The following is a 12,280-nucleotide window of genomic DNA, read 5'->3' on the forward strand; positions in this document are numbered from 1 at the left end:
AAAACACGCTTTTGGGGTAGCTACCGGACAGGATATTCGCTATTGCCTCCAAACTACCGCCAAACGGGGACGAAATACGCAATTAGCGTACCTCCTGTCCGCTAAGGGGCCAAATAATTTTTACATCTACCCCATAACGGATCTCTCGTCCGGTCACGTATTCCGCGCCACTACCGCACCATCATACCGATGATCGGCGCGAACTGTACATCGACATATTGTTTCATTATGAAATATTTTGTTTGGTTTGAAAATTAGTAGTTTAGATGTGAGCGCATCGCCCTAGCTCGTTACAGATAGGTAGACGATGGATAGCGTGTGCGAGTAGAAATTTAACGAATGGATACGTAGAAACCCTATTCCTGCAAAATGGAAGTTACGACACTAACATTTCACAAAGGACGGTTTTTATACGTAATCAAATAACTACTAGAGAACCGCATACTATACAGTGGACACTTCCTCTAGGGGCAATGGAAGAACACCCTGTTAACAAACACCTACTCGCACCTACCATTAAGCCCCATGACAACAAACAAGCTCAGATGATTGTGGATTTGGAGCGCTACGTTTATGCGGATATGCGGATTTATGCTTATGAAGTAAGATCACATGGAAAAGGGTCAATTGAAACCGGTCTACAATATGCAGATGGCAAACGATAACCAGTTGAAGGCGGCGGGCATCCGGTTCACCATTTTAGGCAGAAGCATAAGAACCAAAAAAGTTGGACGGAAAACATGACGTTTTTCTGCCCAACTTTTTTAGTTTGAGACTTTTCGGCCAGCCCTGTCAATTCACTTACAGTTTTATTTTCATACGTGATAATGTCCTAATCAGAACATAACCTATCAGCCCCGCTACTAGGAAACCGATGGTATACCCAATCCGTCCTTGGTAAATGCTCTCGTAGCAGAATGAGCCGCCAAGCAGTGCGACACATAACGTAAAGCCAATCTTAAGCACCGTTTCCCATACTGGGAAAATAACAAGTTTGCCATTGTTTTCGGCTCGACTTCTGGAGTAGGCGTATAAACCTCCCGCAAATGCGAGTACGGTTAGCAACAGCAGGTTGAACCAACTGTAATTGCCATGATAACCATTCAACCACTGATTGGTATCCGGCAACAAATTTTCAATTTGATAATAGCTGTCATGAAAAATGCTAAACGCAGATATCAGCTTTCTAAACTGTAAAACTAAAAAATAGGGTAAGAGCAGCATAATAAAGGAAAAAACAAGCTGAGACACCCAACTCCCGCTAATGGTGCCGATAAACAAGGATACTGCATATGCAGAATACACCACAAGTAAACAGACGACAACATTGTTGGTGTAATGATCCCATTGTACGTAAGGCTCGGCAACTGTGTTGTAAAGCACAACAACATCAATGACGACGTTAACGAGCACCGCCATCGTAATAAAGCTCATCCCTACTAGAAACTTTGTTGTGAAAATGTGCAGGCGTGAGTAAGGTAGAGAAAATGTAAACTCTTGAATACCAGAGCGTCGTTCAAACCCAAGCTGCCAAATAGCTAGTATCGCAGCTAACAAACATAATATAATCCGGAGACTAATGAGGCTGTATTCATTATAATACATTCCATGTTCTTGTATAAATATTAGTGCATCCTCCACACGATCAGAGGAGTCTAACATCCATTTGTTCATATGTGGAATCGGCAATACAAACAGCCCCATCACCAGCATCGCCCACATCATGAGCCTAACCTGTCGCAGTTCCTTTGCCCACAGCCCCGAGGGAAACCATCTAAGCCACATCACCGTCACCTCCCGACTTCCAACTGAACCAATCTTCCAATGTGAGCGGAAGCTCCTCGATTAACAGCGTATCTTGCTGCCGCAATGTGCCGTACAATTGTTCCGACTCGATAAGCACGGTAAAAACACGCCCTACCTGTTGAAGCACGTGGACTTGCTCCTGCTGAAGCCAAGCCGGAGGCTCTTGCTCGGCGAACACAACTTGCAGCTTGCGTACTTGACTGCGCAAGTCCTCAAGTGTCCACTGTTCATCAGTCCGACCGTCGCGCAGCAGTACGACTGTATCTGCGATCCGGTCCAACTCATGGAGCATATGAGACGAGATCAAAATAGCGCTGTCTGGTGTGACCGATTCCATAATGAGCGCTAGCAAATGCTTCTTGGCGACCGCATCAACTCCATTTGTCGGCTCATCAAGCATAATTACACGGGCACGGGTCGCAAGCCCCAGTGCGGTACTAAAGAGCATCTTCATCCCTTTTGATAAGGAGCGCACCGGCTTGCCAACGGGCAATTGGAACCGTTCCATCGCTTCAAGAAAGAAAAAGCCGTCGAAGTTCGGATAAATACGACCGAACAATTGAGCACACTGCTGGAGCGTGTACCCTTCTAAAGCTACTGGTGAATCCGGAATAAACACAACATCTTTTTTCGATTGTGCACGCTTATGTACGTTGATGTCATCGATCATCACCTGGCCTTGATCTGGATCATAAATACCAACAATCGTCCGCATCAAGGTAGTCTTGCCGGTTCCGTTCCGCCCGATCAAGCCGATAATCGTACCTGGTTGAATACACAACGACACACCGGACAGCACCTGCTTATCGTCAATCTTCTTATGTACGGATTCAATCCGCAGCATGTCCATCCCCCCATAAAAAATCACATTCCCGCGTAATCATCTCTACAAATTGTTCTCTCTTTAACCCGAGATGCTTGGCTTCCACCGCTAAGCGCCGCACCTCTTCCTGTAACGCCTCATTCCGCTCAACGGCCATACGTGGAGCATCTGGCTCTGCCACAAAAGTACCTTTTCCTCGTATCGTCTGAATGACCCCCTGACGCTCTAGCTCCTGATAGGCTTTACTAACCGTATTCGGATTAATGAGCAGCGTTGAGGACAGCTCCCTAACAGAAGGCACTTTCTCCCCTGTCCTCATCGCTCCTTTGGCAATCAGTGCCTTCATCTGTTCGACAATCTGCTCATAGATAGGGGTTGTGCCACGCTCTTGAAGACGAATCATGCGCTACCTCCTCTCTTACACTTACTGTACCTTTTACGTATCCCTTGACTACCAACTATTCATTACTTGCTCCTGCACATAATGTTTCCATTACATTCGTACAAACAGATACTGACTGGCCTTACTCTTTAAACGATTCCCAGCTTGACCCTACCTTCCCGTCTACAAGCAGGATCTGTCTAGCTCTTGAAGCTACTGAAGCAACGAGCCACTTCCTTATCCGCAAGATAGTGTACTATATCAACTAGTACACTTAATACACATAATACATGTAGCGTTTGCTGTTGTCAATTTCTATGCTTCATCTATTTAAAAGGGGTTGCTTGCCCACAACTGTGTTACAATCTTCGTAATCATCACGTTTACGCTAATAGCTGTTCACAACACGCTTAAGGAGGAGTTTATTATGCGATATTCTTTTCAGCTTGATATGAATCGCGAAAAGCCGCTCGTCAGCGTAATTAGAGGAGACGTTCATATACCCCATTTAAGCTCGGGGGCTGCTCCACAATCGGGCGTGCTCGTCATCTGTCATGGTTTTAAAGGGTTTAAAGACTGGGGATTCTTTCCTTATGCCGCAGCACAGCTCGCTGAGAAGACGGGTCTAACAACGGTATGCTTTAATTTTTCCCATAACGGCATTGGTAGTGATTTACTGACCTTTAGCGAACCTGAGAAATTTGCCGTTAATTCGTATACACGTGAGCAAGAGGACTTAACAGCGCTTTTAAACCTCATTCGTACTGACCAATTTTACAGCTCACTTGAGCAAGCCAAAGCGGAAGCGACTGCATCACACCTGCATTTCGAACAGGAAACCATTGCAACGACCAAACAAAGCAATCCGTCCCTAGCATCCCCTTTGGCACATCGTACGGCAACCTCGTTCAATGATGTCCCTCTATTCGTTCTGGGCCACAGCCGGGGAGGCGCAACAGCTATCCTGTATGCGCTCGATCATCCAACCGAACTGACGGGTGTCATATCATGGAATGGGGTTACGAATATGGATATTTATTCCGATTCCCAAAAAGAAGAACTACGCCGCACTGGACGCTCACAAGTTCTAAACGCGCGAACTGGTGAAGCACTTCCTCTGGATGCCGTCTTGCTGCACGATTTGGAGCTGCACCAAGCACGGTACGACTTGATCGGCCGTATATCCAGTGCCTCCTTCCCGCTGCTGCTCGTCCAAGGCTCTGATGATCTGCCAGGCTTCCGTGACGGCTCTGCTCAACTTGTAGAACGTTATGTCCGCGCAAGCTGGCATACGGTCCCGCACGCCGGACATACGTTTAATACGGTTCATCCTTTTGTAGGCGCAACAGAGGCATTGGACGATGCTATACAGACCACGGCCACATGGATACGTGAGCAGTTGCAGACGCATGAGCAATTGCAGATGTAAGTCTGGTGTTATCTGGCATATAGGGGGCCAAACCTCGGCCCCTTGCCATCAATACTCATCCCTCGTCCCGTCACAAATCTGTCGCTTGTGGTTCTGATGTAATCTGTTATTATACGGATAATCTTATGTTTACCTATCACATGGTGATCAGGAAGAAGAGGCCGCTCAAGCAAGCAGGCAGAAAGCGAGGAGGAGTCACGATGGGCATGACGATTATTGCCGCGTCCCCATTAGCAGGACGTATTTCCACTATTATTCATAAATTGCAGCACACATTGACAACGCTTACATTTAATGCTGTCCGTATTTCTCATACTCCCTTTATTGAGATAGCACTGTCCCCTAAAGAAACGATTCAAATAAGTACAACTGCGCAATTAAAACATCAGGATTCGCCTTTTCGACTCAAGCGGGATCTGACGGAGGACGAGATTTTGATCACCTTCTCACCCGAAAAGGGACTGCTTGTTATCGCGTCCACAGAGGCCATGCTGGAACAAGCCTGCACGAAGTTAATGCTGTTACTGCATCAGCAGTGCCCAGTTGGCTCAGGATGTAAGCCGCGCCTGGAGGCGTTATTTTGGAGTGGCACATCCGACATTCCACACGCGGAAGCGATGTAGCACAAAAATAGGGGCTAGACAAATAGGCTCTCCTTATTCAAGCGGTAGAGAGCCTGTTTGTTATACCTTACTCCCGAATCGCCAGTTGGCTCTGGTGATAAGTGATATAACGATGCATGTACTGCTCAAAGTTAAGCCGCGTGTAATCTAACGCATAAATAGGGGCATCGCCTATAGCAAATTGCAGCTTCAAATGTTTGATCACCGAGGGATAAATAGGAGAGATCAAATCCGTAAAATCCCCGCCATTGACATATGGCGCAACCTCATGGGGGGGAATGCCAATAGCTTGCAGTATGTTTTTGGCGATTGCTCTTATAATATCAGTCCGTGGATGACATATCGTACTAAATAGGTGGAGTTGCTGATAGTAGCTGTCTATAAATGGAGCGATCGGAATATCCAAACCTATCTCTCTTATTCTAAAGTTGTACATAAAATCAGCATACAGCCCCTCTAGCTCAGCCTCTGTATAGAAATCCTCATCAGACACTATTTTCATAATCTCTTGTCTGCTCTTCCCCTCTCGCAGCATTCGAATGATGTTTTGATCGGGATAGGCAAATTGCGGCTCCTTGTTATTAGCAGTAAGTTGAGGATAGTAAGGGGTAAAATAGCTATTGCCTATACTGATGCGCATGCAGTGTTGTGGCAATTGACCTAGTAAATAATCTGTTGATAAATTAGGCCCAAACGCATCACTTGTGCGCATATAAATAAACAAGTCGCAGCGGTGAAGCAACTCAGGAGCTAAGCCTGTACGTGGGCAATCCTGAATAAATGGAATATCTACCATCTGATAATTTCGACTAAAAGTAAGCGAAGTTTCTAAAAATTTACGCAGCGGCTTGGCATGGCAATTACAGTATAGGATATATGACTTCATTCTGCACCTCCTCTTACAAGGCTGATCCAACTTGCATTCCTCATATTATTATATGAGGAATGCAATAAGAGGTACGGAATATACGGTCTAAAAACAGAAATGGGGCATCTGCTAATCTCCATTTGAATGAAGATTGCACGATCCCCCATTTGTACTTAACTAGATTCCTGGGATTGCTGAACGCTTATGCTCCGTTTTACGATATTGACGTTCGATCTTCTCACGTGTTTCATCGCTGACCGGCTTACCTTCCAAATAATCACTATTTTCATCGTATGTAATGCCAAGCTCTTTCTCGTCCGTTTGACCCTCCCACAATCCAGCAGTAGGCGCTTTGTCGATCACACTGTCAGGTACGCCAACATAACGAGCCAACTGGCGAACTTGACGCTTATTAAGAGAAGATAATGGCGTAATATCTACAGCGCCGTCCCCCCACTTCGTGTAGAAGCCCGTTAATGCCTCAGAGGCATGATCCGTACCTACTACAAGCAAATTCAGATCAAATGCAAGCGCATATTGGGTCACCATGCGAATCCGTGCTTTCACATTCCCTTTGCCAGGAATACTAATATGACGATAATTGCCTAGCTGTTTAAACGCCTGCTCCGTCTCCAGCGCAATTTCGTTTACAGCATCTTGTACGTTGGTCTCTACGGTATGCTGGAGCTTAAAAGCCTCCGCAACCGCATAGCTGTCTGCAATATCAACCTGTTCACCGTAAGGCTGAAATACGCCAAGCGTCATGTAAGGCTGACCACTCTCCGCTGCTAATTCATCTGTCGCCTGCTTACAAAGCGCTGCGGCTACAGCACTGTCAATTCCCCCGCTAATCGCAATTAACAGACCAGACGTTCCCGATTGCTTCACGTACTGTTTCAGAAAATCAACACGCTTGCGTACTTCTGTCGCCTCATTGATCTGAGGCTGCACACCAAAACGCTTTACAATCTCCTCTTGCAAGCTCATCTGTCATACTCCTTCCATGTTCATGGTGCAAAAATCCCCGCGCATGCAAACGATGCGCGGGGTGTAGGCGCTAAACTGTGCTTAGCGACAATGACGATCAAATGCTGCTGACAATTCTGCGGCAATTTCTTCTGCTGAACGGTTCTCAATGCTGAGACGTTCGATAAAGTGGACCAGTTCGCCATCCTTCATCAGTGCAATCGAAGGAGAAGACGGTGGATATGGCGCAAAGTATTCACGCGCCTTAGCCGTTGCTTCCTTGTCTTGACCAGCAAATACGGTAAACAAATGATCTGGAGTAACGTCATTCTCCAATGCCTTACGAACACCTGGGCGGCATTGACCAGCCGCGCAGCCGCACACCGAGTTCACAACTACCAATGAAGTGCCTTTTGCTGTAGGAAGCTTCTCTTCCACTTCTGCCGCTGTGCGAAGTTCGACAATACCCGCTCTTGTTAATTCCTCACGCATCGGTTGAACCATATCCTGCATATATTGCTCAAATGACATTGACATCCACATTCACTCCTAAATAAAATATAATCCGATAGAACGCCCTCATCGTGACCTATCGGTAATATTGTAACCATGCTCAGGAGTGAAAAGCAAGAGAAGGAAGCCAACTACTTCCACTTACGTTGATGGACGGTTAGGACCATTCAGCTTCTTGTTACCTGTACCACCATTTGCCTTCGTGCTGCGATTTGCTTGCTGTTGTTGTTCCTTGGAATCTTGTGTCATATCAGATAGCCTCCTTTCCGTCATATAGTCTCAGCTATTATGTGCTTGCTACAGACGGATTATCCGATTTTACCGCTCTTTTCATCTGCTGCCTCATGTTCCCCAAGAGGCCACGGAGAAGCTTCGCTCGTAACAACGTCAGCCTCTACACAAACGGCTGCCACTCGCTCACGCGTACGTGTAATGACGTATGCCACAACAAGCATAACAATGGACACCCATTGTAGCGCAGTTAAGCCCACTATAGGCTTATCATCTGGAAACAGATAGGATAGCAGCATGCCTATGACACCAGCAACGAGTGCCGCTAGCTGGGCATCTGCATAGCTGCCCAGTTCCCGCTTGCGCAGCCATAGTCCAACTAGCAGCAGCAAGCTCATAATCGATTCAAACGGCGGCAGTGAAACCGCCATCACTGCTGGCAAAGGGAGCGGTGTCAAGTAGGGAGCAGGTGCACCTGAATAGGCATACATAAATCCATACACAGCAAGTCCCATCAGCAAGCCATGTGCGGCTACATCCAATAGTAAGCCGTAACGGAGTTGATGTTTACGTATATAGGTAATCGTCCAAGCTATCAAACCGATAATTAGTAGGATGTTGCCATTAATAGACGTGCCGCTTAGAAATAAAAGCGCTTTGGTCTGATTCCATATAATGGATGGTGAATCCCATAAATAACCAAACTTTTCATTTAACAATATACAGACAAAAATAGTGCTTGCCCACTCTGTCCAAGGCTTCACAGGTACATTTTCCATCTTTAGGCGCAACGCAATCGCCACGATCCCGAAGATTAGACTGACGAGCAGCACAAGCATACTCCATTGTAATGTGAACGAACCGAACTGAATGACTTCCATGACTGACCTCCGCTAACATATATATGACTCTATACTACCATAATTAGGGCCATACCTGCCTTGTTATACAGCAGCAGAAGCAACGGTATCCTGCTCGCTAGCCTCAGCTTTAAAAGCTACTATGAAGGTCGTTCCTTCACCTTCCTTCGTTTCCACCCGAATGACACCCTCATGCCGTTCTACAATACTTAAACAGAGCGGCAGGCCCAAGCCTGTACCCTTTGCTTTCGTTGTATAAAAAGGCTCGAACAATTTATCCACAATCGCTTTTGGTATACCGGTTCCGGTATCCTGAACGAGCAGCTCAATATGACCGTTGCAATACCTAGTCCTAATCGTTAACGTTCCTTTATCCGTCATCGCTTCCATGCCGTTGCGAGCCAAGTTCAACAGCAACTGCTTCATTTCCTTCGGATTTAATAAAAGTGGGGGCAGTTCCTCTGCAAGTTCCAGCTTAATTTCTTGTCCGCGCAAGTTCGCATCAGCCCACAAAAGAGGAGAAATATTAATAATTAACTCATGTAAATAAATACTTTCCTTCTCTACAATTCGATTTTGCGCAAGCGACAAAAAGTCATTAATGATGCTGTTTGCTCGGTCCAGTTCCTCCATGACGATCGTATAATAATCCTCCAGATGCCCTGGACTTTTCTGCTTCATCAACTGAATAAAACCACGCACGACCGCCATTGGATTACGTATTTCATGTGTAATGCTAGCCGCCATTTGACCAACTAGGCTTAACCGCTCCATATTGCCCATTTCAGCCCGCAGCTGAACAAGCTCCGTAATGTCGTGCATCATCCCAACGGCGCCTACTATTTCCCCAGTCTCCTGATTTCGCATCGATGACGCACGCGTCAGATAAGTCCGTTCGCCTACGGTGAGCATTTCGCTTTGCATCGACTCACCACGCAGCACACGGTATACTAGTAAATTATCCGTTTCCCAAAATTGATTGTCAGCAAAATATTGTCCATACTCTTGCCCGATTATATTTGAAGCATCATAATGTGGATTAATTTGACGAAGCGTGTGGAGCAGCGATTGATTAACAGCCGTAATACGAGCGTTGGCATCAACCGCAATAACACCTAATGGTGTTGCATCAATAACCTGATGCAGCTTCTGTGCCTCCTGTCTATATTGCCGCCATATGGATAAGTAGCTCTGCTGTAAATAAGCCTTTTCGCGCGCACTCTCTATAAAATGCACAACGGTACACGCTGCCAGCAAAAACACCGCACCAAACATCGCCATAAACAAAAATACGTCCATGTCTAGTTTAACTCGACTCTCCCACAGGACATATACATAATGAATGAAATACAGCGCCATACCAAGCAAAGCAAAATTCATAACGATTATCATCCGTTGTCGGGCGCTCGAATGTGCGAATTTATTAACATACATAAATAGAAATGGCGTTAAATAAACAAGAGCATCACTCCATATCGAGTATGAAAAATAAGCTTCTGGAAATCCGAGCAGCATAAAAAAATAAAGCGCTGATACGAGCCCCCCAATACGATAGCCTCCATAAAGGATACCTAGCATGTAAGGAATTAACCGAAAATCAAAAGGCTGCGCTGTCTCTGCAAAATAGTAAAATGACAACATCATACACAACAGTACAGAAAAGGATGAAAAAACTCCTATATTGATATGGGACTTTGATATACGCTCTGGTTTCATCGTATACAGTTGGCAGGAAAAAGCGGGTATGTAGGCAATAAAAACTTGCAATACGGTCTCCTTTAAAGCAACAAACATACACGACTCCTCCATATTAAATTGGTTATTTCTTCCTCTGTCGCTTAGATTAAAGCATACTACTGCTAGTTAAACAATTGTTATCGATTAACTTTTAGTATATTTTTATTAAACCGTGGTTGCATTCAATCTACACAAGGATACAATAAGACAAGAATCATTAATCATGGCGAATTACCGTAAAAGGAGATTACGATGCAACAAACTGAAGTTATAGTTATTGGAGGCGGTCCTTCTGGGCTGATGGCCGCAATCTCAGCTGCCGAGCATGGAGCTAAAGTACTGCTTATTGATAAAGGAGATAAATTAGGGCGCAAGCTGGCCATATCAGGTGGTGGTCGCTGCAACGTTACAAACAACAAGCCGCTCGATGAGCTCATCCGTCACATACCTGGTAACGGCCGCTTTCTGCATAGTGCGTTCCAGCATTTTAATCCTGATCTAATCATTTCTTTCTTTGAGCGTTTGGGAATAGCTTTAAAAGAAGAGGACAACGGGCGCATGTTCCCCGTGTCGGACAAAGCCAAAACTGTCGTGGATGCTCTCATTGGCGAAGCGGTCAGACTTGGCGTGGTACTGCGAGCAAACGAACCTGTTGAAGAAGTTCTCTATGAGAACAACGCTGTCCGTGGTGTCCGACTAAAGAGCGGCTCTTGTCTACGGGCAGATTCCGTGGTGATCGCAACAGGTGGTAAATCTGTTCCGCACACAGGCTCAACAGGTGACGGTTATCCTTGGGCGGAAGCTGCTGGTCATACGATAACAGAGCTATATCCAACAGAGGTTCCCTTAACGTCGAATACTTCCTTTATTCGTGATCGAGTGCTGCAAGGGCTCTCATTACGAGATATCCGCATCGCTGTGTGGAATGAGAAAGGTAAAAAAGTAGTGGAACATGAAGGTGATTTGATCTTCACCCACTTCGGACTGTCTGGTCCAGCCGCGCTGCGCTGTAGCCAGTTCGTCGTGAAGGAACGTAAACGCACCGGCCGCGAGACCGTACAGTTAACAATCGATCTCAAGCCCCAATTGTCACTTGATGCGCTGAGTCAAGAAGCGCTTGCCTTGTGGAAGCAAGAACCTAAAAAAGCGATCAAGAACATTTTAAAGCAGATCGTTCCAGAACGAATGGTTGCGTTGCTGCTTAGCATGACTGACATTGACGAATCCATCACATTTGATCACGTCCCTAAACAGGCATGGACGCTCCTGTGTCAGCATATTAAGGCATTTCCGCTAAAAGCTAGCGGAACCCGCACCTTGGAAGAAGCATTTGTAACAGGTGGGGGAATCCATCTGAAAGAGCTTGATCCTAAAACGATGGGATCACGCCTTACAGCCGGCCTATTTTTCTGCGGTGAAATACTTGATATCCACGGCTATACAGGAGGATACAACATTACAGCCGCATTTGTAACAGGATATACCGCCGGCATGAGCGCGGCGAAATAGATGTCCATTTAAGTAATAGGCAGAGAGCCGGAACAAGTGAATCTTTCCGGCTCTATTGGTTAACAGGGGCTACAGGTGAATCCCACCTTGAAAGTGATTCGTTGATTCCTCATCTGACCAACCTCGCGTCTCCTCATCACGATGGGACAAATCGTCTTCTCTAGGGTCAATTTGTACATATGCATCATGATGAATCCAATCTTCATTCACCACATGGGCAGGTATCGGGATAATGTCCATTCCGTAGGCATCGTTTATAACACTCATTTCAGTCATCTCAGCTTGCTCTATTAGTTGACCGCCATGCGCCTCGACGATTTCCAATGCAGACGTAATATCCTGCCTCTCCACATGAATATGAAGCTGGTTAACCGCAGCCTCCTTGACGGGATGATAACCCAACTCGTCCAATGTATCATACGCCAGTGCGGTGCTGTGAGCATCGCTAAATTGAAATCTGATTACAGCCTGCTGCATGAAAACCCCTCCTACTTGATACTGGATGGTGTTACTATACCCGTATCAGGAAAAGA

13 protein-coding genes are annotated in these 12,280 nt (G+C 45.9%); 4 read left to right on the plus strand and 9 right to left on the minus strand.

The genetic code is table 11. The annotated features are described in order from the left end of the window. The first annotated feature begins 473 nt into the window (after positions 1–473). The gene (locus H509_RS0108295) at positions 474–665 is read left to right on the plus strand and encodes a hypothetical protein (protein WP_028544678.1); all 192 of its coding nucleotides are present in this window, start codon (positions 474–476) and stop codon (positions 663–665) included. 136 nt (positions 666–801) lie between these two features. On the opposite strand, the gene H509_RS0108300 is transcribed toward H509_RS0108295, so the two are convergent. Genes H509_RS0108300 through H509_RS0108310 form a run of 3 tightly spaced genes read right to left on the minus strand, consistent with a single transcriptional unit; the run spans position 802 to position 3,032 of the window. Continuing rightward, positions 802–1,785 (minus strand): ABC-2 transporter permease, encoded by a 984-nt coding sequence (locus H509_RS0108300; RefSeq protein WP_028544679.1) that lies wholly within the window; start codon positions 1,783–1,785, stop codon positions 802–804. Further along, positions 1,775–2,650: an ABC transporter ATP-binding protein gene (locus H509_RS0108305; RefSeq protein ID WP_028544680.1), complete on the minus strand. Its 876-nt coding sequence runs from the start codon at positions 2,648–2,650 to the stop codon at positions 1,775–1,777. Before H509_RS0108305 ends, H509_RS0108300 begins: the two co-directional genes overlap by 11 nt. After that, entirely contained in the window at positions 2,637–3,032 is a 396-nt protein-coding gene (locus H509_RS0108310) for a GntR family transcriptional regulator (protein WP_028544681.1), read from the minus strand. Before H509_RS0108310 ends, H509_RS0108305 begins: the two co-directional genes overlap by 14 nt. 406 nt (positions 3,033–3,438) lie before the next feature. Between H509_RS0108310 and H509_RS0108315 the strand changes: the two genes are divergently transcribed. Both H509_RS0108315 and H509_RS0108320 read left to right on the plus strand, forming a co-directional pair. Then, positions 3,439–4,440, plus strand: coding sequence for an alpha/beta hydrolase family protein (locus H509_RS0108315; protein ID WP_028544682.1), 1,002 nt, complete (start codon positions 3,439–3,441; stop codon positions 4,438–4,440). A gap of 200 nt (positions 4,441–4,640) precedes the next feature. Then, positions 4,641–5,063, plus strand: coding sequence for a hypothetical protein (locus H509_RS0108320; protein WP_051286894.1), 423 nt, complete (start codon positions 4,641–4,643; stop codon positions 5,061–5,063). A 67-nt stretch (positions 5,064–5,130) separates the two neighbouring features. Here the strand turns inward: H509_RS0108320 and H509_RS0108325 are convergent, their stop codons facing one another. The 5 genes from H509_RS0108325 to H509_RS0108350 all read right to left on the minus strand — a co-directional run bounded on the left by H509_RS0108325 (position 5,131) and on the right by H509_RS0108350 (position 10,295). Further along, a complete protein-coding gene (locus H509_RS0108325) occupies positions 5,131–5,949 on the minus strand; it encodes a WcbI family polysaccharide biosynthesis putative acetyltransferase (RefSeq protein ID WP_028544684.1) in 819 nt (272 codons plus the stop codon). Positions 5,950–6,108: 159 nt separating this feature from the next. Next, positions 6,109–6,918: an ammonia-dependent NAD(+) synthetase gene (gene nadE, locus H509_RS0108330; RefSeq protein WP_028544685.1), complete on the minus strand. Its 810-nt coding sequence runs from the start codon at positions 6,916–6,918 to the stop codon at positions 6,109–6,111. An 81-nt stretch (positions 6,919–6,999) separates the two neighbouring features. Further along, complete coding sequence (locus H509_RS0108335; RefSeq protein WP_028544686.1) at positions 7,000–7,434, minus strand: BrxA/BrxB family bacilliredoxin; 435 nt, start codon at positions 7,432–7,434, stop codon at positions 7,000–7,002. Positions 7,435–7,718: 284 nt separating this feature from the next. Then, positions 7,719–8,522, minus strand: a complete 804-nt coding sequence (locus tag H509_RS24675) for a hypothetical protein (protein WP_051286895.1) — start codon at positions 8,520–8,522, stop codon at positions 7,719–7,721. A gap of 63 nt (positions 8,523–8,585) precedes the next feature. Beyond that, the gene (locus tag H509_RS0108350; protein ID WP_028544687.1) at positions 8,586–10,295 is read right to left on the minus strand and encodes an ATP-binding protein; all 1,710 of its coding nucleotides are present in this window, start codon (positions 10,293–10,295) and stop codon (positions 8,586–8,588) included. A gap of 195 nt (positions 10,296–10,490) precedes the next feature. Between H509_RS0108350 and H509_RS0108355 the strand changes: the two genes are divergently transcribed. Then, entirely contained in the window at positions 10,491–11,747 is a 1,257-nt protein-coding gene (locus H509_RS0108355) for a BaiN/RdsA family NAD(P)/FAD-dependent oxidoreductase (protein WP_028544688.1), read from the plus strand. A 69-nt stretch (positions 11,748–11,816) separates the two neighbouring features. On the opposite strand, the gene H509_RS0108360 is transcribed toward H509_RS0108355, so the two are convergent. Then, positions 11,817–12,224, minus strand: a complete 408-nt coding sequence (locus tag H509_RS0108360) for a hypothetical protein (RefSeq protein ID WP_028544689.1) — start codon at positions 12,222–12,224, stop codon at positions 11,817–11,819. Between the last annotated feature and the right edge of the window lie 56 nt (positions 12,225–12,280).

Source organism: Paenibacillus taiwanensis DSM 18679 (assembly GCF_000425125.1).
GTDB classification, from domain to species: Bacteria; Bacillota; Bacilli; order Paenibacillales; family Paenibacillaceae; genus Paenibacillus_B; species Paenibacillus_B taiwanensis.